Origin of the sequence: Aeribacillus sp. FSL W8-0870, assembly GCF_037963755.1 — a bacterium.
GTDB classification, from domain to species: Bacteria; Bacillota; Bacilli; order Bacillales; family Aeribacillaceae; genus Aeribacillus; species Aeribacillus composti.
The window spans coordinates 3,563,684-3,586,980 of record NZ_CP150165.1; the positions used below are offsets into that span (position 1 = coordinate 3,563,684).

18 protein-coding genes and 1 CRISPR repeat array (1 of these 19 cut by a window edge) are annotated in these 23,297 nt (G+C 37.4%); of the genes, 8 read left to right on the forward strand and 10 right to left on the reverse strand.

The annotated features are described in order from the left end of the window. A complete protein-coding gene (locus NSU02_RS17285) occupies positions 1-435 on the forward strand; it encodes a PTS sugar transporter subunit IIA (RefSeq protein ID WP_144598413.1) in 435 nt (144 codons plus the stop codon). A 2-nt stretch (positions 436-437) separates the two neighbouring features. Next, positions 438-1,592 carry a mannitol-1-phosphate 5-dehydrogenase gene (locus tag NSU02_RS17290; RefSeq protein WP_063386827.1) on the forward strand — a complete coding sequence of 385 codons (1,155 nt, stop codon included), beginning with the start codon at positions 438-440 and terminating at the stop codon, positions 1,590-1,592. Between the two features lie 300 nt (positions 1,593-1,892). Here NSU02_RS17290 and NSU02_RS17295 read toward each other — a convergent pair whose 3' ends face one another. The 4 genes from NSU02_RS17295 to NSU02_RS17310 all read right to left on the reverse strand — a co-directional run bounded on the left by NSU02_RS17295 (position 1,893) and on the right by NSU02_RS17310 (position 4,827). Further along, positions 1,893-2,279 (reverse strand): gamma-glutamylcyclotransferase family protein, encoded by a 387-nt coding sequence (locus NSU02_RS17295; protein ID WP_311066542.1) that lies wholly within the window; start codon positions 2,277-2,279, stop codon positions 1,893-1,895. A 425-nt stretch (positions 2,280-2,704) separates the two neighbouring features. Continuing rightward, positions 2,705-3,130, reverse strand: a complete 426-nt coding sequence (locus NSU02_RS17300) for a threonine/serine exporter family protein (RefSeq protein WP_063386829.1) — start codon at positions 3,128-3,130, stop codon at positions 2,705-2,707. Positions 3,131-3,147: 17 nt separating this feature from the next. After that, a complete protein-coding gene (locus NSU02_RS17305; RefSeq protein WP_339195832.1) occupies positions 3,148-3,840 on the reverse strand; it encodes a threonine/serine exporter family protein in 693 nt (230 codons plus the stop codon). 144 nt (positions 3,841-3,984) lie between these two features. Beyond that, positions 3,985-4,827 carry a TetR/AcrR family transcriptional regulator gene (locus NSU02_RS17310; protein WP_130157426.1) on the reverse strand — a complete coding sequence of 281 codons (843 nt, stop codon included), beginning with the start codon at positions 4,825-4,827 and terminating at the stop codon, positions 3,985-3,987. A gap of 177 nt (positions 4,828-5,004) precedes the next feature. On the opposite strand from NSU02_RS17310, the gene NSU02_RS17315 reads away from it, so the two are divergent. Then, complete coding sequence (locus NSU02_RS17315; protein WP_339195835.1) at positions 5,005-6,432, forward strand: DHA2 family efflux MFS transporter permease subunit; 1,428 nt, start codon at positions 5,005-5,007, stop codon at positions 6,430-6,432. Between the two features lie 323 nt (positions 6,433-6,755). On the opposite strand, the gene NSU02_RS17320 is transcribed toward NSU02_RS17315, so the two are convergent. Both NSU02_RS17320 and NSU02_RS17325 read right to left on the reverse strand, forming a co-directional pair. Further along, complete coding sequence (locus NSU02_RS17320; RefSeq protein WP_063386832.1) at positions 6,756-7,931, reverse strand: acetyl-CoA C-acetyltransferase; 1,176 nt, start codon at positions 7,929-7,931, stop codon at positions 6,756-6,758. A gap of 839 nt (positions 7,932-8,770) precedes the next feature. Then, on the reverse strand, positions 8,771-10,381 hold the full coding sequence (locus NSU02_RS17325; protein WP_339192846.1) for an IS1634 family transposase: 1,611 nt from the start codon (positions 10,379-10,381) through the stop codon (positions 8,771-8,773). 539 nt (positions 10,382-10,920) lie between these two features. On the opposite strand from NSU02_RS17325, the gene NSU02_RS17330 reads away from it, so the two are divergent. Next, the gene (locus NSU02_RS17330) at positions 10,921-12,099 is read left to right on the forward strand and encodes a M20 family metallopeptidase (RefSeq protein ID WP_339193380.1); all 1,179 of its coding nucleotides are present in this window, start codon (positions 10,921-10,923) and stop codon (positions 12,097-12,099) included. Positions 12,100-12,446: 347 nt separating this feature from the next. Here the strand turns inward: NSU02_RS17330 and NSU02_RS17335 are convergent, their stop codons facing one another. Genes NSU02_RS17335 through NSU02_RS17345 form a run of 3 tightly spaced genes read right to left on the reverse strand, consistent with a single transcriptional unit; the run spans position 12,447 to position 14,804 of the window. Further along, a complete protein-coding gene (locus NSU02_RS17335; RefSeq protein WP_144598418.1) occupies positions 12,447-13,673 on the reverse strand; it encodes a cation:proton antiporter in 1,227 nt (408 codons plus the stop codon). A 9-nt stretch (positions 13,674-13,682) separates the two neighbouring features. Continuing rightward, positions 13,683-14,183, reverse strand: a complete 501-nt coding sequence (locus NSU02_RS17340) for a cation:proton antiporter regulatory subunit (protein WP_066250077.1) — start codon at positions 14,181-14,183, stop codon at positions 13,683-13,685. A 54-nt stretch (positions 14,184-14,237) separates the two neighbouring features. Further along, a complete protein-coding gene (locus tag NSU02_RS17345) occupies positions 14,238-14,804 on the reverse strand; it encodes a tyrosine-type recombinase/integrase (RefSeq protein ID WP_130157422.1) in 567 nt (188 codons plus the stop codon). A 656-nt stretch (positions 14,805-15,460) separates the two neighbouring features. Here NSU02_RS17345 and NSU02_RS17350 point away from each other — a divergent pair. Next, positions 15,461-15,790, forward strand: a complete 330-nt coding sequence (locus NSU02_RS17350) for a CHY zinc finger protein (protein ID WP_066250083.1) — start codon at positions 15,461-15,463, stop codon at positions 15,788-15,790. A gap of 115 nt (positions 15,791-15,905) precedes the next feature. Here the strand turns inward: NSU02_RS17350 and NSU02_RS17355 are convergent, their stop codons facing one another. Continuing rightward, the gene (locus NSU02_RS17355) at positions 15,906-17,609 is read right to left on the reverse strand and encodes a methyl-accepting chemotaxis protein (RefSeq protein ID WP_339193381.1); all 1,704 of its coding nucleotides are present in this window, start codon (positions 17,607-17,609) and stop codon (positions 15,906-15,908) included. A 1,499-nt stretch (positions 17,610-19,108) separates the two neighbouring features. On the opposite strand from NSU02_RS17355, the gene NSU02_RS17360 reads away from it, so the two are divergent. The 3 genes from NSU02_RS17360 (at position 19,109) to NSU02_RS17370 (ending at position 23,065) form a co-directional block, all read left to right on the forward strand. After that, complete coding sequence (locus NSU02_RS17360; RefSeq protein WP_339195838.1) at positions 19,109-20,461, forward strand: amino acid permease; 1,353 nt, start codon at positions 19,109-19,111, stop codon at positions 20,459-20,461. 23 nt (positions 20,462-20,484) lie between these two features. Further along, on the forward strand, positions 20,485-22,104 hold the full coding sequence (locus NSU02_RS17365) for an amidohydrolase (protein WP_339193382.1): 1,620 nt from the start codon (positions 20,485-20,487) through the stop codon (positions 22,102-22,104). A 100-nt stretch (positions 22,105-22,204) separates the two neighbouring features. Then, positions 22,205-23,065, forward strand: coding sequence for a carbon-nitrogen hydrolase (locus NSU02_RS17370; protein ID WP_144598275.1), 861 nt, complete (start codon positions 22,205-22,207; stop codon positions 23,063-23,065). A 214-nt stretch (positions 23,066-23,279) separates the two neighbouring features. Next, positions 23,280-23,297: a CRISPR direct-repeat array (repeat unit 32 nt) (it continues 277 nt past the right edge of the window).

Here is a 23,297-nt window from a genome sequence, read left to right on the forward strand (position 1 = left end):
ATGAAGCCAATACTAACAACTGACAACATTGTTTTAAATGCAAAGGTGTCCAATCAGGAGGAAGCTATTAAATTAGCCGGAAAGGTACTTGTTGAAAACGGGTATGTGAATGAACACTATATCACTAAAATGCTTGAAAGAGAGCGAATCACTTCCACATATATGGGGAACCATATAGCTATTCCACACGGAACAGACGAAGGAAAAAAAGACATTTTAACATCAGGTATTTCCATTATTCAAATTCCTGAAGGCGTAGAATATGGAGAAGGCAACATTGCTAAAGTAGTGTTCGGAATTGCCGGAAAAGACAACGAACATTTGGAGCTCTTGTCGAAAATCGCCATCCTTTGCTCAGAGGAAGAAAATGTTGACCGTATAATCAATGCAGCAACCAAAGAAGAATTAATCAATTTATTCAATGAGGTGGAATAAACATGATCGCTTTGCAGTTCGGCGCTGGAAATATAGGAAGAGGATTCATCGGCGCTCTTCTAAATCAAGCTAACTATGAAATATATTTTCTTGACGTGAATGAAAATCTAATCTCTGAGCTAAATAAAAGAGGAAGTTATATCATCGAATTAGCCAGCGAAAAAAAAGAAACAATCACCGTCACAGGTGTAAAAGGAATTAACAGTGCAAAACAAACTGACAAAGTTATCGATCTCATTTGCCAAGCTGACTTAATTACAACGGCTGTCGGTCCAAATATTTTAAAAATCATTGCACCGACAATCGCTTCAGGACTTAAGGAACGATTTAAACAGTCAGTCCAGCCTTTAAACATTATTGCATGTGAAAATATGATCGGCGGCAGCCAATTATTAAAAGAAGAAGTGCGCAAATCGCTTACAGATGAAGAAAAACAAAAATTGGATCAATATGTTGGCTTTCCTAATGCAGCTGTCGACCGCATCGTTCCATTACAAACCCACGAGGACCCTTTAAAAGTTTCTGTTGAACCATTTTTTGAATGGGTCGTGGAAAAAACAGACATAAAAGGAAGCTTGCCAAATATTCAAGGAATCACCTATGTTGACGACTTAAATCCATATATTGAGCGCAAGCTATTTACTGTCAACACTGGACATGCTACTGCAGCTTATTTAGGCTATTTCAAAAATATAGAAACAATCGACAAAGCTGTATTGGACCCGTTTGTCCGCCCAATTTTAGAAGGCGCGCTAGCTGAAACCGGCGACATGCTGGCGAAAACTTATCATTTTGATCGTTCCGAGCATCAAAAATATATCGATAAGATTATCTCTAGATTTGAAAACAAACAAATTTCCGATAATGTCACTAGAGTAGCCAGATCGCCTATTCGCAAGCTTGGCGCAAACGACCGATTAATTTTACCAGCAAAAAGATTAATGGAATTCGGTCAAAAACCTGAAAATCTCGCAACAGCCGTAGCAGCTGCGCTATTGTTTGACTATAAAGAAGACCAAGAGGCAGTCGAATTGCAAGAAATCATTAAAACAAAAGGAGCAGCTGCAGCTTTGAAGCAGTACAGCCAGCTTGACGAAAACGACCCGTTAACAAAACTAATTCTTGAAAAATATGAACAGCTCATCAAATTGAAATAATGTAAGCAGGATGGTTCATTCTGCCTGTTTAAACACCGGGGCTGTCCGATAAGTCCCTAAAATGAAGCAAGTGGAGAAAAACAATTCGTTTCTCTCCACTTGCTTTTATATTTTTTCGATTTTTATCTGAAAGTAGCTGGCGGATGCCGGCTACTTTCAGGAAGTTGTGGGCTAATGCCACAATCCCGTCAATCAAATGTAATGAACAAGAAAACATATTCATCATTCACAATCAATACTAAAACTATACAAAGAAGGCTGACTCAACATCGCTGAAAAGCAATGTGTTGAATCAGCCTTTTACTTTTGATTTCTCCGATGCTCTCTCCATGAATTGGAATATATGATAGGAAGATGCTGCGCTTTTTCCAAGGAATATACGTAAACAAAACCTTCTATATTTTGCCGGCTATCCTTGACCCAAACGCGCTCATACTCATTATTCGGCCGCCCTTCTATAAAATCCTCCAGCAAATCCATTTGCCTCAATCCTTCTTCTGTTACAATGAACCATTCACCGGCAACTTCATCTTCACCTTCATCAAGGACAAGCGCTGGATAATCTCCTACATCATATAGGCGTCCTTTCACATGTCCTCTTTCGCAAGAGATTAAATAAGGCTCTACAACATGATGATTTGCTTCCCCGACTAACAACGTTCCATACACAAAAACTTGATAAAGCATGGCTGCTCACCTCAAAAAGTATAATCAGATCAGCGAACACCGACATTTAGTTGAAAAAGAGCTATTGCACACTTCAAAAAGCATAGTCCGGTCAGCGTGTCTATGAAAGCTAGTATGTATAAAAATTTGTTTCTTAGACGACAAATACTTCGGAAAATCAAGTTGAAATGAGCGATTGTCCACCTTAAAAGCATAGCCTAGCCAGCGTGTCCTATGAAAGCTAGTATGTATAAAATTCGTGCCTAGACGACAAATGTACCGGCAAACTAATTGAAACGAGCTACTACCCACCTCAAAAATCAAGTTGAAATGAACGATTCCCCACCTCAAAATGCATAGTCTGGTCAGCGAGACTATGAGAGTTGACATGTATAAAAATTTGTTTCCTAAGCGACAAACACACGTCAACCAATTGAAAAGAGCTACTACCGAATAATTTTCATAATCATCCGATTCAATACTTCGGAAAACACTAGTCCCATGGCGATAGCTCCTGATATGATAAAAGCTTTAGCTGCTAGTTCAATCGCCGTAAAATAGTCTTGCTCGACTACATGGCGCATGGCATCATACGCAATCCCTCCTGGGACAAGCGGAATAATACCTGGAACAGAAAAAATGATGATCGGCGCTTTATACATTTTCGTAAACAAGTGACTAATGAAGGCAACAAGAAGCGCTGATATAAATGCAGCGATAATTAAATCCATCTTAAAATGAATCAAGAATAAATACGAAAGCCATCCAACTGCTCCCGCAATTCCACATGCAAATAACGTCTTTTTTGGTACATTAAAAATAATTCCAAATGCAAATGCTGCAATAAAGCTTGCTGCAAGTTGTGACAGCATGACAACAATCCTTTCAATTAATAAATCGATAAAACAATGGCAATTCCTGACCCGATCGCAAAAGCTGTTAAAAACGCTTCAGCTCCCTTTGATAATCCAGCCACTAAATGTCCTGCCATCAAATCGCGGACAGCATTTGTGATATGCAGCCCCGGTACAAGCGGCATGACAGAACCGATAATAATTTTATCTAAATCTATCCCGATGCCCAGCTTCACCTGCCAAATGGCTGTAAATCCAATGACAAACGATGCTAAGAACTCTGAAAAAAATTTAATTTTAGCAAAACGATGAACATAAACTAAAAATGTAAAACCTAAACCGCCTGAAATCATGGCAGGAACAAAATCTGCCCACTTTCCTTGAAACATGATTAAAAACCAGCCGCTCAAGATGGAAACAGAGGTCAATTGCAGCCAAACTGGATATTCAGGTTTTGATTCGTCTATTTGCTTCAGTTCCAGTAAAGCTTCATCAACAGATATTTCACCCTGCGCCATCCTTCTAGAAATGTTGTTCACCATCGCAACTTTATTTAAATCTATTGTCCGTTCCAGCACACGTACAAGTTTTGTCTGTTCCATTTCGTCAATGGAAAATATAATTCCAGTGGGCATAGCAAAACAATGAGACTGCTTTATACCAAGGGATGTAGCCATCCTCTGCATCGTATCCTCAACGCGGTACGTTTCCGCTCCATTTTCAAGCATAATTTTACCAGCTAGCAAACAGGCTTCAATAATCTTGTTGGAATTTAATTGCACGCTAATCTCTCCAATAAACTTCATTTCCTATTATTATATCCAAGTCTTTTGGTAAGTGAATGGCAAAACGATTCAGCCTTTTATAGACCTTTAAGTATTAAATCTTAGCACCTCATCGACCAAATGCTCAAGCTTTTTCTTCTGATCAACTTGGGACATCACCGCGTAAATCAGCGCTCGCCGCGGAACAGAAGATTGCAATTCTTCCTTTAGAAAGGATAGCAATTCCTTTTGCTCCTCATCTGCCGATTTTTTAATTTTATCAATTTGATTGAAAAGGGATTCCTTTTTCTTTTTCCGATTCAAAGCCTCTTCCGGCTCCAGCCTTTCTACTATATCCGGATCAAATAGCTGATCCTTCGTTTTCACAACATTTTCCGCTATTTTTTCAATTCTTCTCAACGAATAAGCGATTATGCTGTTAATTTCTATTTCTGCTCCGGCAGTGACAGCGAAATGAATGGCGTTTTGAACCATTCCATACAACAACACAGCCAAATCAACCGAATACGGACGTACTTGTTCCCCGAATACTTCTGCAATCCTCTTCTGTGCCCAGCAAAGTTCATCAAAATGATACTGCTGCACCAATCCTTTAAGCTCTTCATCTTCTGACATCAGCACACCATAAAACAGAGCGAATAGTTTATTTTCTTTACTGATTTCCATCTTGACTTGAATTTGCTCGATAAACGCGTTTTTATCGTTTGCTTGCCTGCCAGCCAACACTTCTATTCTCCGCTGATCTGTTTCCATTTTAATCTTTTCAAAAATACTAATTAAAAGTTCTTTTTTCGATGAGAAATAATTATAAAATGTCCCTTTCGATATCCCGCTTTTATCTAAAATATCTTGAACTGATGTTCTCACAAATCCCTTTTCAACAAAAAGAGTATGCGCCGCTTCCATTACTTGTCTTTTTCGATCGTTCAATTTGACTGCACATCCTTTATGATTGAACTCAAAAATAAAAGTTATTGTTGATTTTTTTATACTATCAGTATATATTATTATTATCTTTTATAACAACAGTATAAAATAATATACTATAAGTACAAGGAGGATTCTCACTTGACTAATCATGAAACATTAAACAAACCGCCTTATGGGATGATTGCCATTTTATTTGTTGGTGCATTTGTGTCTTTTGTTAACGAAACGTTTCTAAATGTTGCACTACCATCCATTATGAAGGATTTTGAAATATCCCCTTCATCTGCGCAATGGCTGTCAACAGGCTACATGTTGATTAATGGGATTTTAATTCCTGCCAGCGCGTTCTTGTTGCAAAAGTTTACGAATCGCCAACTATATATTACAGCAATGGGCTTGTTTACAGCCGGTACGGTGTTAGCTTCACTTTCGCCGACATTCGGCGTGTTATTGGTTGCAAGAATGTTTCAAGCGGCCGGTTCAGCGATCATGGCTCCCTTATTAATGAATGTCATGCTTGTCGCTTTTCCTGTTGAACGACGCGGCACAGCAATGGGATTTTTTGGACTAGTGATGATCACTGCGCCAGCGATAGGACCAACGCTATCCGGATGGATTGTTGAGCATTATTCATGGCGCACACTGTTTGACATCGTTATTCCGATCGCTGCTCTCACACTCATCCTTGCAATCTTTAAATTAAAAAACATTTTGCCGCAAAAACAAATATCTTTGGATATTTTATCGCTCATCTTATCAAGCATCGGGTTTGGCGGCATTTTATACGGGTTTAGCTCCGCCGGGGAAAAAGGCTGGGATTCCGTTCAGGTATATGGAACCATTATTGTCGGAACGATCAGCTTAGTCTTGTTTATTGTGCGGCAATTAAAAATGGAAGAGCCTCTTTTGCAATTTCGAATTTATAAATATCCGATGTTCGCCTTATCATCCGCAATTTCGATCGTTCTTTCGATGACGATGTTCTCAGCGATGCTGCTTATGCCAATATATATTCAGACAATTCGCGGGATTTCACCTTTTGATTCCGGACTTTTAATGCTGCCGGGAGCAATCATCATGGGAATTATGTCGCCGATAACAGGAAGGCTTTTTGATAAATTTGGCGCTAGAGCGCTCGCCATTATCGGCTTATCTATTACCATTTTTACAACATACGAATTCAGCCACTTAGCAATGGATACATCCTACAGCTTTTTAATGCTTATGTACTCATTAAGAATGTTGGGAATGTCGATGGTGATGATGCCCGTCATGGCAAACGGAATCAATCAGCTGCCGCAAACTATGAACCCGCACGCTACAGCGATGAACAACACGTTGCAGCAAGTTTCAGGAGCTGCTGGTTCAGCGCTGCTTGTCACGCTCATGCAAAATAAAACGGAGTCGGAGGCGGAGCGATTGGCTCAAGCCGCAGCGGGTGATCCAGCTAAAATGGCCGATATTATGAATGAGGCAATGCTGAATGGAATCAACTTTTCTTTCAAAATATCATTGTTAATTGCACTGATCGCCCTCGTTCTCACTTTCTTTATCAAACGGGCAAAACCTGAAGGAGAAACATATTTAAAGCAATCCGCATCATAAAATAGAAAGCCTCTAGACGAAGTTCATAAGTCTAGAGGCTTTTTCATTCAAAATAGATTTTCCAAGCCGGAATTAAAAGGCAGCTTCAACAGCAGCTGAACATTTCATACCTTTTTATTTATCATCAACTCTCTTATAATCAAAAAAGTTGCAGAGACTGCTTCAATAATATGTTCTGCATCAGCAGTTGACATTCCGATACAGTTGCCCCATTTTTCTTTTGAAATCCCCTTGCCGAATGGAAACAAATAAGGCTTGATCCGCCAATATATTTAACCCGTTATTTTCTCGTGTAGCCGAAACATTCAATTTTTTCTGCGGATTTACAGCGCTTCCCAAACAGCGGCGATTCCTTGTCCTCCGCCAATACATGCAGATACAGCGCCATATTTTTTGTTTCGCCTTTTTAATTCATAAATAAGAGTTGTCGTGATTCTTGTTCCGCTTGCAGCAAGAGGATGTCCTAGCGCAACGGCTCCCCCATTTACATTTCCTATTTCAAGATCAAAGCCTAATTCTTTTTGGCATGCTAAATATTGAGCAGAGAAAGCTTCATTGATTTCAATTAAGTCCAAATCAGAAATCGTTAAATTTGCTTTCTTTAATGCATTTTGAATAGCAGGAACCGGACCGATCCCCATATACTTCGGTTCTACTCCTACAACATCCCAGGAAACAAGGCGGGCAATCGGTTTTAACCCCTTTTCTTCTGCATAATCACTTGATGCAATGACAACAGCTGCTGCTCCATCAACCATACCGCTTGCATTTCCCGGCGTGACAACACCATTTTCAATAAATCTAGGCTTTAATTTACTAAGCTGCTCCATGCTCGTATGGCGGATATGTTCATCTTGATCAATAATGATGTCTCCTTTTTTCCCTTTCACAGTAACCGGTACAATTTCTTCTTTAAAATACCCTTTTTCTCTCGCTGCAATCGCACGCTCATGGCTAGATAAAGCATGACGGTCAATTTCTTCCCTCGTTAAATTATATTTGACAGCTAAATTTTCAGCTGTTTCAGCCATTGTGCAGCCGCCATACGTATCATATAGTCCATCCCATAACCAGTCTTCTACAACAGGCGAACCTAGAGGACTTCCCCATCTCATACCGCGAATGACATGCGGTACTTGACTCATATTTTCCGTGCCGCCAGCCAGCACAACATTTGCTTCTCCCGTTAAAATGTAGCGGGCGCCTGTTAAGATTGCTTCAATCCCCGTCCCGCATAAACGATTAATCGTTACGGCAGGAACTTCAATCGGGGTGCCGGCTTTTAATCCAACATGTCTTGCTAAAATGTGTGCATCTCTACTTGATTGCTGAACGTTTCCAAACACAACATGATCAATTTCATCAGGCGAAATATTAGATTTTCGAATAGCTTCTTTAGCCGCAAATGCACCTAAATCAGTCGCAGTAGTGTTTCGAAATGATCCAGATATTTCAGCAAATGCCGTTCTTGCTCCTTCCAGCAAAACGATATCTTTCATTTTATTCACTCCTCTAAACATTTAGGTATTCCAGCAGTTCCTTTGCATGTATCAAATATTTCTGATGCGTTAGCGCATAAAAAAGCGTTTTCATTTATCAGAATAATGAAAATTATTTACACGCTCATTATAAAATTACGAAAATTAAATAACAATGTTAAAAATACTTAAAAATCAAAGGAGAATTCAGCAAATTTGCGTATAGATGAACTAAACGTCAGGTAAAAACGGTTTTTCAAAAACAACCGCTGGATTGTTAATGAGGTAAAAAATGGAATGATGTCAAAATAAGTTGGGGTGAATATTTTCGATCATTTGCTGAAAGTATGATGGTTGCCAAAGAAAAAACAGTAGTATTGGATCTTGAAGAATTAGAGATACATTATATTCTAGAAAAGAAGAATTAATTATTAAACCACTCTGGAATGTACAATTTAAAAATGGTAGAAACCCGGAAAAGAAGATGGCACCTTATCTGATGGTACTAATCCGGACGAATAAAATAATTTTTGTTGTTTTTAAAAACCAATCATCGAATATTACATTTCTCGCTTTAGGAAAAGGACAGATCATTTTTATGTTCGAACGTTCTGGTTGTTCGATTATTTTTATGGCGCTTTCTTTATATCCCTTTTCCAGCTTGGTTCTTTCGTTTTGAGCAATAGCGAACTTTTCATGAGTTAACCTCTTTTGTTTCTACTAGAGTTCTATATAGAGGCAGCGAATACATTCTTAAATGGTTCTGTAAAATATAACTCAAGTTTGACAGAGTACACTAAAGAAAAGCCCGAAAATACTGGTGTTTTGGACTTTACCCACAACACGTACCACTACACTTGTTAGTGGCACGTGTTTTTTTCTAATACTCTAGGAGGCGCTTGTGTGACAAGTGCTTCAAATGCTAGATTTGCTTGACCTTGTAATTCTGTACGAACGATTTGCTCTTCACCATTCACGCGTATTTTCGAGGCCTTCATCTGGCTTACATCATGCAAAATATCCTTTACACTTGTTTGGCATCCTATTTCTTTTAGCTTATAGGCCAAAAAGGATTCCATGACAAGCGCAAGGAAACAAACCATGATATGGCCTCGAATACGAGATTCCACTCGATGGTACATCGGGCGAAGTTCTAGATTCGACTTCAGGTTACGAAAGGCTTGTTCCACTCTCCACAACTCTTTATAGGCAAGTGCTGCCTCTTCATCCGTTAATGACGAGTTGGTCCGAATGGCGTACTTTCCGTCAAACTTTTCGTCATTGGATACCTTCTCTTCATCAATTTTGGCCGATGCTTTTTCTATCGTTAAAAACTTGGAATACGCACGGTTTTTGACGAGTCCAGATGGACCGAGTTCATCAAGCTTCGATTGAAGGTTTTCTAACACGACTTGACGACTCGCTCGATCACGTTCTTCAGCGTCCGGATTGTAACAGAGTACATACGTTTCGCCATCGATTTTCTTTGACTTCACTTTTAGATTCGGAAGAACCTTCTTATATGGCCCACGGATGGATAATAGCTCTTGGGCTTTCTTCGACTTTCGTAATTTGACACCCACAATATATTCCATGCCCAGTTCACGAATTTGATCTAAGTTGGCTTCACTAACCATTCCGCGGTCTCCCACTAGAATGACTTTCTGAATAGGATAGCGCTTCTTCAGGTCTCCAACCACCATGCCAAATGTCTTCGTATCATGCATGTTTCCAGGGAAGACTTGATGCCCAATCGGAATCCCTGTTTTGGTCATTAATAAGCCAATCACGACTTGTTTTCGATCTCCACGATGATCTTTGGAGTAACCATAGTGAGCCAGCAGTTCGTCTGCTTCCTCTCCTTCGAAATAGGTGCTTGTCGTGTCGTAAAACACGATATCTACTTCTAATGAGGTTAAATCGGTTAAATGTCCATAAAGTTGTTCCTCAATTTTTTCTTTTTGTTCACTTAAGAAGTCTAATGCACGATAGTAGTGATGGAGTTGAATGTCTGAAAGACCTTCTGCATAAATCGTGTCGATCCATTGTTTGAAGATATAATGCTTACTATTGGGATCCATGAGACGGTTTAACACCATGGCAAAAATGGCTTCGTCATACTGAGAAGCAGCCTCGGAATCATCCATGATTTTACGTAATAGCCGACCAAGCCCTAACTTTTCCCATACCTTTCGGAACAGATAAACCGGCCCAAACTCTTTTGTCCAAAGCACGGAGACAGAAGAGGAAGACCCTTGCCCGTGAATTCGGTCAAAGTAACGCTCTGAAAATTTGGCTAATCCCTCGATTATGTTATCGACAGAGCCATTCTCTAATAAATGTTCTAACCTCCCTAGATTACAAAGCGTTTGTTGCCGAACTTTATTGTCTACACGAAATGTACGACATATTTGTAGATATTGACGAACAGAACCATTTTTATTTTTTTGCTTATTAATTCGAATATACATAGCACTAATAGTATAACATATATTACATATTATTGGATATACAAAAGTTATCCACATAACACTACATAATGATTATATTTTCGATAAAAAAAGTGGATAACTATTGGTATAATCACCTTTAGTTATCCACATGTAGTGAAATGGTGTCAAACTTGAGTATAAATAAATGAAAAATTTTACTTGGTGTGACAAAAAAAGGGAGGTAAAATGAATATTAAGTAATTGCAATATATTGTATAGGTTTAATAAAGAATTGGTGATTAAAATATTTAACCATACCTGAAAAAGCAGTTTTCGTACTTCTAAAGAAGGCGAAATATTAAAAAAATTTAAAGAAAATAATACGTGATGAAGCCTTTTTTAGTTGGATTAGAAGTAAAGACGAGTTTTATCTAACGCTGCTAAAGAGTTTATTTTGATCTTAAAACTCAGCTTACTTCTCTTCCCAGCTAGACTACTAGATACTTCATATTTCTGATGATGATTTAACAGCTTTTAATCGAAAAAAAGGATCATTATTTTTGAAAGAAGGTGCGAAAATGATTAAGGAGCTTCATCGTTCTATAATGGAAAATTTCGAACAATTGGTTTCGTGGAGAAGATATTTGCATCGTCATCCTGAGCTTTCTTTTCAAGAGGAAAATACACCGAAATTTATTGCAGAGAAGCTTTCCTCCTTTGGGATTGAGGTAAAGACCGGAATCGGTGGAAATGGAGTTGTCGGAATGATCAAGGGCGGAAAAGAAGGAAGAACCATTGCCTTCCGCGCTGATTTTGATGCGCTTCCGATCCATGAAGAGAACGACTCTCCTTACAGATCGTCCGTAAAAGGAGTTATGCATGCATGCGGCCACGACGGGCATACAGCAGCTCTCCTCGGGGTTGCAAAAGTATTAAGTGAAATCGACCGCAGCCGTTTAAAAGGCAACATCGTATTCATCTTTCAGCACGCGGAGGAAAAACCGCCCGGCGGCGCCAAGTTTATGATTGAAGATGGATGCCTGGACGATGTTGACCTTGTATTTGGCGCACATGTTTCCACTGATATTCCGTACGGCAAAATAGGCTTACGAGAAGGACCCGTTATGGCTGCTGTCGATGCATTTACGATTCAAATAAAAGGAAAAGGAGGCCACGGGGCCCGTCCGCATGAAACAGTAGATGCTCTTGTCATCGGCAGCCAAATTGTGAACTACTTGCAGCAAATTGTCAGCAGACGCGTGAATCCGATAGATTCAGCTGTTGTGACAGTTGGTGTGTTTCAAGCAGGAACAGCTTTCAATGTCATTGCAGAAAACGCTAGAATAGAAGGGACAGTAAGAACATTTAATCCAAACGTTAGGAAGCAAATTGAGGAAGAGATCAGAGCGATTGTTCAAGGGCTATGCCAAGCTTCGCACGCAAGCTACGAAATTGATTATTTAAACGGCTATCCTCCAGTTATCAATCCTAGAAATGAAACCGAACAATTGCGAGCCATTATTAGCGAGACGTATGCATCTGACTGTTTTTATAATTATCAGCCGTCAATGGGAGCAGAAGATTTTGCATACTACTTAAATCATAAACCAGGTGTTTATTTTCATGTCGGTGCAAGAGGAGACGATCCAAAAACTCATTATCCTCATCACCATCCCCGCTTTGACTTTGACGAGCGTGCGCTTCTCGTCTCAGGGAAAATATTTTTAAGTATTGTCAATCATTATCTTTTACAATAAAAAAATGATGTCAATTAAAAGTGGTGCAACAAATTCGAAATGTACATTGAAACAACAACAACAATGATGATTTTATGTAGCGAAACTGTCAACAAGCAAATGCACATTCTGTTCAGCCGCTTCGATCCATACGTTAAAGAAACGCAAACAAAAAATGCGAAATTTTGTACGCAAAGTAATAGTTTACAAGGAAATGCAGGTTTTCTGTTTTAAGTAGAAAACCTGCATTTTCAATAAATTTTTGAAAACAGCTTACGTACATTTTTCGCGTTTTATTTCTATATTTCTTGAGAGCTGTTTTTGGTGTATAATAATGTTCATTGAGCTTAAAATTTCCCATTGGCGAGCTACTCGCCTGGGACTTTTATTTTTTTCTTTTCCGGTGTGTTACTCCATTTGAAAATCTTATTTAAAAACTTGTAAATATTTTTGCTTTCTTTCGCAAGTAGCGGTCCTACGATCGCTAAAATGAGAACATAAAGGGCAGTAAAAGGAGTTAAAATGGGATTTAATCCTGCTGTAATCCCTAAATTTGCAACAATGATCGAAAATTCTCCACGAGCCATAATGGTTAAACCAATATTGGTAGAAGCTTTATGGGATAGCCCCGCTTTCCTCCCCGAAATCATACCAGCTACAAAGTTCCCAGCAATCGTGAGTGCGGCAGCGCCTAAAGCTAACCAGATCGCACCAGCTAATGTTGATGGATCAATACTCAATCCAAAGCTGAAAAAGAAGATTGCGCCAAAGAAATCTCTAAACGGAACTACCATATGTTCAATGCGGTCTCGATAGTCAGTTTCTGAAAAAACTAGACCTAACAGCAATGCGCCAATCGCTTCTGCAACATGAAGGGTTTCTGAAAACCCAGCAACAAAAAACAATGTAGCAAATATAACAATAATGAAAATTTCGTCAGATTTAATATTCAACCATTTATTTAATAAAGGCGAACCTTTTCGTGCAATGAAAAAAAACAGCAGCATATAGCCAACCGAAATAAGAACAGAGGTAATGATACCGAGGACAGAAGTAGAGCCGGCAAGCAAGACACCTGACATTGTGGTTAAAAATAAAGCAAGGAAAATGTCGTCAAATAAGATGATCCCAAGGATTAACTCTGTTTCTGGATTTGCTGTTCTTTTTAAATCAACAAGGACTTTGGCGACGATTGCACTGGAAGACACGCTGACAAGCCCAGCAATAATAAGAGTCTCCATCCATGGCATCCCGACGATAAATCCATATAAAAGGCCTAAAACAAAATTGATTGCTACATAAAGACTCCCGCCTACCACAATATTTCGGCCTGATTTCATCAATTTTCCAACAGAAAATTCCAAACCTAAATAAAAAAGCAAAAACAGAACACCAATGCGTCCTAAAAATTGGATAATTTCTTTGCTTTCAATAAAGGTTAAGTCGATAATCCCAATCGTTGGGGCATGCGGGCCAACAAGCATACCTAGGACAATCAGGAAAGGGATAATGGAAAATTTAAGCTTATTTGCGATAATAGCTGCAATTGCAACAAGGACAAGTGCTGTACCAACTTCAAAGACTAAATGATCCATCTATAAACCTCACTCCTTTCCTTTGTTCGATAATAAGTTGTTAACTAGTTGTTTTAGTTGGTTTCGTTCTCCTGAAATTACTAATGTATCGCCTGCCTCAATCACCGTATCTGGACCTGGGTTGTGTGTCTTCTTTGTCTTTTTTTTCTTAATAGCAATGACCGTAACTCCATAATTGTTTCTTATATCAATCTCACCGATCGTTTTATTCACAACAGGTGCACCAGGTTCTACTTGATACCATTCAATAATTAAATCATCAAACGCAAAGTCAACGGTTTCTAATGCTTTAGGTTTATATGCCATTCCGCCTAAAATTCCAGCAATTTGTCTTGCTTCTGAGTCATCAAATGTGGCAGTACTTAAAACCTCATCATGATCATCTGAATCAAAATGATAAATTTCTCTCCGTCCATCATCATGGATGACAATAACAAGCTTATCTTGGTTCTTTGTAATAATTTCAAACTTATATCCAATTCCCGGAAGTTCACTTTCTCTAATATTCATGCAAAAATTCCTCCCTATAAATGTTTTAAATGAATGGATTAAGGTTGTTGAATATTAAAGGTTTACATCAATTTCCGTTCTAATTTTTTCATCTTTCGAAATTCCTAGATATTTGAGTGTTTCAGAAGGAGACGAATGGTGAAAATATTTCTGAAGCAAAGAAATGGCGACTCCTCGTTTATAGGCATGAAATCCAAAGGTTTTACGCATAGAGTTCGTTCCAATTTTCCCTTGTATGCCGACCGCTTCTGCGGCACGATGGATAATACGGTAAGCCTGTTGACGCGTGATGGGCTTTTTCGTTTTCGCGGACTGGAATAAATAATCTTCGCGGTTCAATTGTCTCGATTGGATATAGTGGAGAATCGCCCTTTTTACTTTTTGGTTGAGATACACTTCCTTAGTCGTTTTAGATTCTTTATGTGGAAGCAGATAAAAATCCTTTATGTAGCCGTCATCCCCCAAAACATCTCCTACTTTTATTTCCAATATTTCTGTGATCTTTAAACCGGTATTGATGCCAAACACAAAGAGTACATAATCTCGCTCTGAATGCTTTTTTAAATATCTTTTCATGGCATTGATTTGTTTTATATCTCTTAGAGCTTCAACATATTCCATATAGTTATTCCCCTTAATCCACGTTACTTAATACTATTATATACTATTATTATGTAACACGCAAACAAAGCTTTGTATTTTAAGACGAAAATAAGGGATAAGGTAAACAAACTGTTGTTTTTATGTTTAGCGATCCTGTTATTCCTAAAAAAGAGGAATTTTAATATGTAATCCTGCCCGTTTCAAGCCTTCTTTAAACAATTTTGCATACAGTTTTTTCTTCATTCCATTTCATAGGAAACAATTTAGGTACCTGCTTTAAATCTTGCACTTTTATGAATTTCGCTTGAACCTCATCGCTTCCCAAATTTCGAGTTGCACCTTTGTCCTTTTGCGGCATGCCCTAAGCCCATATTGTGCGCCATTAAAATAATCGTTTTTGCTCAATATCACAAAATCATCAAGAAAAGACTGATCTATTTTTAGAAAATCGGCTTATTGACGCCCCCATTAATGTTTTAGAAGCGTTGATATATCGGTGTTTATGATTTTTTGTTTTCAATGGCGATTTGACTTTCTAAGACAGCCCCCAAAGTCATCACAACCAAGCACAATTGAAAGAAACAGTTATGCTATACTTTTATATAAAAAAATGACGATTTTTCGTTCTGTTTGTGGCACATGATAAAGACGTTTTGAACTGGGGTGAAAAGCCAATGCACATAAATGGAATAGAAGTGAAAGGTAAAGTTGTCGACAGACAATCTCGTTGCAAGCATTACCATAAAGATGTGGATATTATTGCAATCAAATTTTATTGCTGCCAGACTTATTATCCATGTCATAAATGCCATGAGGAAGAGGGATGCGGAAATCCACAAGTTTGGCCCAAAGCCTTGTTTGATGAGAAGGCGATTTTATGCGGCCATTGCGGGAAAGAATTGACTATTAATGAGTATTTGCACAGTGCATATCAATGCCCGAACTGCAATGCGCAGTTTAATCCAGGCTGTGGACTTCACCGTCATTATTATTTTGAAACTTAAAAAATTCATTTCAAAACGCATTACAAAAAGCCATTTCAAACTTACATTTATCAAAGTTTGAAATGGCCCTCATTTTTTAAAATAGACGTGTGTTACATACAATCTCAAAAACTAACTAAATTTTAAACTGCTGTATTAATCGATCAAAATCCATTGCTTCTTTATCCAAATGTTTTGCTGAATTTGCTACTTCCTTCATAGAAGAATTAGACTGTTCAGCAGTAGCTGTCACCTCTTCTATTCCAGCTGCAGATTCTTCTGATACAGATGCAATACTTTCAATGGATTCTCCCATTTTTTTCGTATTGTCAAGAACACTGTTAATCGATTCTGACATACCGCGAATTTTATGCGAGACTTTTTTAATGGTCTCTTTTAGTTCATTAAAGATATCACCTGTTTTGGAAATAGTTTCCGTGCCTTCTGCTACGTTTCTATAGCCATCCTCTAATGAAATAACAACATTTTTAGATTCAGTTTGAATGCCTTGAATGATAGAAGTAATTTCCGAAACAGAGGAAGCTACCTGTTCTGCAAGCTTGCGCACTTCATCAGCGACAACTGCAAAACCCTTTCCATGTTCTCCTGCTCTCGCAGCCTCAATCGCAGCATTCAACGCTAAAAGGTTGGTTTGATCGGCAATTTCTTGGATGACGTTAATTAATTTGGCAATATCGTTTGTTTTTGTATCTAACCCTTTTACCATTGCGAGTGAACCTTGAATTTTCGCATCAATTGATTCCATTTTTTCGATTGATTTTATCATTGCCTGACTGCCATCCTCCGTCAGAGTAAGCATGGAGTCTGAAAATGTCTGCACTTCTTGTTGATTTTTTAACACATTTGTTACGATCGATTCAAATTCATTCATCTGTTCTAATAGCTCTGATGCAGAGTTCGCTTGTTCTTCAGCACCGCTTGATAATTCCTGCATGGTAGAAGCAATCTGTTGGCTGCCTTGCTGAACCTCTTCGGAATATTGTGACAGCGTTCTGCTTTGTTTGCTTAAATTGCCTGAAACATTTGTCATATGTCCAATAATCTGATGCAAGTTTCCTTTCATTTTATTCATAGCATTGATTAATTGGCCGATTTCGTCTTTACCGTCATAAATGACTGCATGACCTTGCAGGTTCCCGTCTGCGATTTGATTCGCCATTTTTACTGCTACAAGTAAATTTTTCCTTATCGTCCGCGTAATAAGGAAAACAACTGTTACCCCAAGAACGATTGATAAAAGGACAGATAAAACCAATATGAGTAGGCTGTGCTGCATAACATTGAATGTTTGATTGACAGCTACAATGCGTTCTTCATCTACGGCCTTTGTCAATTGATCTAGCTGAGCAACTGTTTCTGTACGCAATTCAGCGATTTGTTCTCTTAACTTGCCGATTTCTTCCTTGTTTCCACCCTTCAAAGCCGGAACTAGCTGGTTTAAAAACAGATCATTAATCATTTCCTTGTTTGTTTCAATCTTTGCTAATAAATCCCGTTGATTTTTAGTCTCCAGTTGAGACTCTATTCCCTTCTTTTTGTCTTCATACTCCTGCATACGATCATTAAACTCTTGCAAGTTTTTTTCATCCATTGTATTTATATAATCGGCCACTCGAATGTCAGCAGCTCTGAAAAGCGAAGCCATTTCTGTTATATGTACAGCCTTTTCTCCTCTACGGTCAATTTGTTCAATGTTGTTTTTTATTTGAAAAAATTGGTTTCCTATAATAATAGACGCTATAATAAATAATCCCACTGTTACGATCAAACCAATTGAATATTTCCAGCCAATATTTAAATTTTTATACATCCGTATCATAATAATCCCCCTCGTACCTTCTTATGTAACTTTTTTTCTTTTTCTAGTTGGAGGTTACACATCGGCAAAGAACGTATGGAATCACTAAAATGAAAGCGGCAAAGCAGGAAGCTATTTGAATATAGCTGTTGCAAAAGAGCCGGAAAATACTAAAAAGAAAGCAGGTAAGCCAGAAAGCACTTAAGTTGCCGCATAACCAAAAATCTTTCTATTTTGAGCACCGACTGAAATATAAAAACAACCACTACGGGCAAATTGAATTAAAGAAATATCTGTCCGTTTTAAAAAATTTTGATGGCATCCCCAACATGAAGCAAGTCGAATGTTAAGCAAAAGAGTAAAATATTTTTCCTTTTTAGAAACTTAAATTCATTACCGTCTTACCGCTTCTTTCAAACCATTGGAATTTCCCCCTAAATCAAAAACGGTTTCTGATCCATACATAGCCAATTTTACCTGTATTATTCCAAAAGTACTATCATATGTTTCATTTTAAACCTTTATAAAAATATTTTCATTAAAAAGAATCACACATTTGTACAAATGATTTATGAGAAAGAGTAAGCACTGACCCGTCCTTTGAAGACGGAAACCATCATTGATACAAGCTAGTATAAAACAAAAATTAAGAAAGCAGGCACTGTTCTTCTCCAGCTTTTCCGTTATATTCGTGTTGCCTGCTTATGAAATGATTAACGCTTAAATTAGCCTTAGCGGTTTGATATCCCACTTAGATACAACCATTTTCAACCTGTACGAATTCGTTCAAGTTCCTCTTATTTAAATCCAACTTAGTGATAAAACAAATCTACTTTTTATTTCGGTTCTAGTGGAAAAACTTTATATCCCACTTAGTTCAGATAAAACTGATCAGAAGTAGATGAACAAATCACTCTTGATCAATTTATATCCCACCCAGTTCGTAAATGTTAAATATTTCTATTTATTTATAGAATAGAAGCCATGAGAGTCTTCTCAAATCTAATCTAATCTAATTTTAAGGAGGTTTTTGGCGACGAAAACAGCCCTGCAAGGAATGGAAACTAAAGATTTCTGAATACAAAGAGCAAGTGAACTAAGCCAGAAAAATATTTTGAAGCCAACAATCCTTTCACCAATTCAAGTACTCGTTAAAAAATTTGATCAACAAAATATAAAATGAATGTATCCTTTACATCTAAATAATCATCCACATCATCGTTATCGTTTGATCATTTTTTTCTTTTTTAAAACAACAGCATCAAGTATACCAAATAAAACAAATTGTTTAAGTATTAGAACGAATACTATTCAAACATAAACTCCCTTCACACAACCGAAATTTTTCCACCTTTCTTACACACTCTTGCAAAAAAATAAAAAATTATTCAATTTTGCATCAATTATGCAAGGATAAATAAATTTATTTTTTTAAATTTTTTATATCTAATAAATTATCCAAATATTACTCGGCATAATTCTTGCAATATATAGGTTAAGAATATATGAAAGGTGGAGCGATAATGGAGAATGTCAATTTAAGGCGATCATTGACTGTGTTTCCCTTAGTGTTATTTGGTTTAGCTTACATGGCACCAACCACAGTTTTTTCTACTTATGGGGTAGTTGCACAAATTACAAATGGGATGGTACCTGCAGCTTACATTGTCGCCTTAATAGGAATGTTATTTACTGCTTATAGCTATGGGCAAATGGTGAAAGCCTTTCCTGTTTCCGGCTCATCCTATACCTATACTCAAAAGGGAATTAATTCCCATTTGGGATTTATTGTTGGATGGGTTATTTTACTTGACTATTTATTTCTGCCAATGATTAACGGCTTATTGTTAGGTATTTATTTAAATGCCTATTTCCCTGAAGTCCCTTTTTCCGTCTGGCTGATTCTTTTTGTCCTTCTAATTACAATCGTCAATATCATTGGTGTAAAAGTGGCAACAAAGGTTAATTTGCTTCTTATTATCTGCCAATTCTTACTTATTGTAGTATTTATTTTTCTATCATTAAAAGGATTAAGTAACGGATTAGGTTCAGGTACATTCTTTATGAGTTCTCCCTTTTTTAATGGAGAAGTTCCTTTTTCCTTGGTTTTGGCTGGGGCATCCATATTATGTTTATCTTTTTTAGGGTTTGATTCAGTGACAACCTTTGCAGAAGAAACTATTAATCCGAAAAAGACAATACCAAAAGCAATTTTTCTTGTGGCATTAATAGGAGGAACAACATTTATACTAGTTTCCTATGTTTGCCATCTTGTGTTTCCAAATTATCAAGCATTTCAAGATCCAGATTCTGCAGCTTTGGAAATTGCTTTGTATATTGGTGGAAACCTCTTTCAGTCTATCTTTCTAGCAGGATATATAACTGGGGCAATCGCTTCTGGACTTTCTTCCCATGCAAGTGTTTCTAGACTTCTTTACGGGATGGGACGCGATGGTGTGCTTCCAAAGAAAATTTTTGGTTACATCCATCCTAAATTCCGGACACCAGCTTTAAACGTATTAATCGTTAGTGCATTTACATTATCAGCACTATTCATTGATCTTGTCATGGCTTCTTCCTTAATAAATTTTGGGGCGCTAGTTGCTTTTACCTTTGTTAATTTATCTGTCGTTGCCCATTATTTTATTAAAGGGAAACAAAGAAAAGGCATCGATATAGTAAAATATCTTATTTTACCTTTCATTGGAGCATGTTTTACTTTATGGCTTTGGACTAGTTTGGATACAAAAGCTCTCTTGCTCGGTTTTGGATGGTTTGTAATCGGCTTTATTATCCTGTTGTATATAACAAAATTCTTAACTACTAGACCGCCAGAACTTTCCGTTGACCAAATCGATGATGTAACAATGTAAACGCTTATAAGGGGGAGAGTGTGATGGAAAAGGCAGATATGATTCTATCAAGTAATTATGTTTTTACGGGATTGGAAAATACTCCAAAAAAGGCTTCTATTGCGATTAAAGGCAATAAAATCATGGCAATCGGCACAAAAGAAGAGGCCAAATCATTCGCAGGTAAACATACGGCTATTTATGATTTTGATCAGGAATTGATTCTTCCAGGATTCCATGATTTTCATATGCATTTAATGATGGGGATAATATTTCAGAAAGAAAGTGTACAGTTATATAATGCCAGATCTTCGGAAGAAGTGGCAGAAATGGTAGCAAAATATGCTGAAACAAGGCCCGACGCTGAATGGATTTTTGGGATTGGATGGGATCATACAAATTGGAAAAATAAACAGCTTCCACATAAATCTATATTAGATATGTATATTTCTGATCGTCCTGTTTTATTATTTAATACCGAAGTTCATTATGCATGGATTAATAGCAAAGCTATTGAAATCGTTCAACTAACAAAAGATACCCCTGATCCTGATTATGGGGAAATCGGCAAGGATAGTGACGGTGAATTAAACGGACTTCTTTTTGAACATGCAATTGGGTTTGTATCTGAAACAGCCTTTAACTTTTCAAAAGAAAAACGGGCAGAACTTTTCCAGGAATTGCTAAATAAATTGGCCAAATATGGGATTACATCGGTCCATGATTTATTTGCCGCGAAAATTGCCCCTAATCAACTGGATGATTTAAAGGTTTATTCGGATTTTGATAAGAAAGGACTCCTTACAGCACGGATTCATTTTTCACCTGAATTAAAAATGGATCTGAGCGAGGCTAAACAATTAAAGAATAAATATCAATCTAGCAAATTAAGGATGACAGGCTTAAAACAGTTTATCGATGGAGTTGTTACGGGACATACAGCTTATTTGCTTTATTCTTATAAAGATCGGCCAGATACGAAAGGGGGAACCACCTTACCTCCTGAAAAAATCAAGCAATTAGTGAAACAAGCTGATAAAGAAGGATTCCAAATTCGCTTTCATGCAATTGGAAATGGCGCAGTCCGCCTAGCTTTAGACGCCTTTGAAGAAGCTAGAAAAGAAAATGAAATCAGAGATTTTAGACATGTGATTGAACATGTGGAAGTATTGCATCCTGACGATGTGAAACGGTTTGCAGAGTTAGGAATAATTGCTTCTTTTCAACCATATCATATTGCTTTAATGGAGCAAGAAGCTTATACAACAATGGTTGGAGAAAATCAGCAACCCCTTTTCTTCCCAATTAATACAATTTCAGAAAGTGGAGCTGTAATTGCATTTGGTACAGATTTTCCAGTTGTTTCATTAAATCCAATGCTTGGCATATATAATGCTGTTGCTAGAAAGGATTTAAAAGGCAAGCAATGGGGAGAAAATGAAAGCATTTCATTATCAGAAGCACTGAAAAATTATACGTCAACACCTGCTTATGGTTCATTTAGAGAAAACGAACTCGGCACATTAGAACCTGGGAAGCTCGCTGATATTGTCGTATTAGATAAAAACTTATTTGATATATCCATCGAGGATATTCCTTCTACAGAAGTAAAAATGACAATCATGGATGGTAAAGTAGTATATACAAATGAAAAAGTGTCGTAAATATGACTGCCGAAACAATTTTAAGAGGCTGTTCTAAACAGCAATGTACTTCTCAATATTAGAACTGCTCTTATAAAAAATACTTGGGAGGAGAAAGAAAATGACCAAAGTAAAGATAGGTCTTATTCAATTAAGCTGCGGGGAAGATATTGACAAAAACATCCAAAAAACTATCAAAAAAATTAAAGAAGCTGCCAATAACGGAGCAAAAATTATTTGTTTACAAGAATTGTTTGCCTCTCAATATTTTCCCCAATCCGTTGATGTCCAAAACTACGAATTGGCAGAAGATGTAAATAGTGCTGTTCTATCCAATATGAGTGAATTAGCAAGAACTTTACAAATCGTATTAATTGTTCCTTTCTATGAAAAAGCTGGCTCAGGTATATATTTTAATAGCGCAGCAGTATTTGACTCAGATGGAAAACGCTTAGGCATTACGAGAAAAAATCATATTCCAGACGGTCCTCAATACCATGAAAAATATTACTTTGTCCCAGGCAATACTGGATATCCCGTTTATGATACTGCCTATGGGAAAATTGGAATTGGCATCTGTTGGGATGAATGGTTTCCAGAGGTTGCAAGAATTTTAAGTTTAAAGGGAGCAGAAATTTTATTTTTCCCTTCCGCAATTGGATCTGAACCAGATTATCCTGAATTATCAACGAAACCATCATGGCAAAAAGCCATTTTGGCACACGGAATTTATAATGGAGTATTTGTAGCAGCAGTTAACCGCGTAGGAAGAGAAAAAGAGATGAGTTTTTACGGAGGATCCTTTATTAGTGATCCGCTTGGAAATATTTTATCTTCCCTTGATGACAAAGAAGGTGTCATCGTACAAGAAGTAGATTTAAGTGAAATTGAAAAAACAAGGAGAATACTACAGTTTTTTAGGGACCGTCGTGTAGATACTTATGAACCTTTGTTACAAAAGGAAATACTAACTAGATATTAATTATAGAACAGGACCCAAACCGTATAGCGAATTGGGCCCTTTCTTTTTTATTTACCCGAAACAATGACCTATGATCTATAAAGGAGGGGGGGCTAATAAGTCGTTTTTACGGCTTATTGACGCCCCATTAATGTTTTAGAAACGTTGATATATCGGTGTTTATGATTTTTTGCTTTCATTGGCGATTTGACTTTCTGGACACCCCCATGGACACATCTCAATCCACGCATCC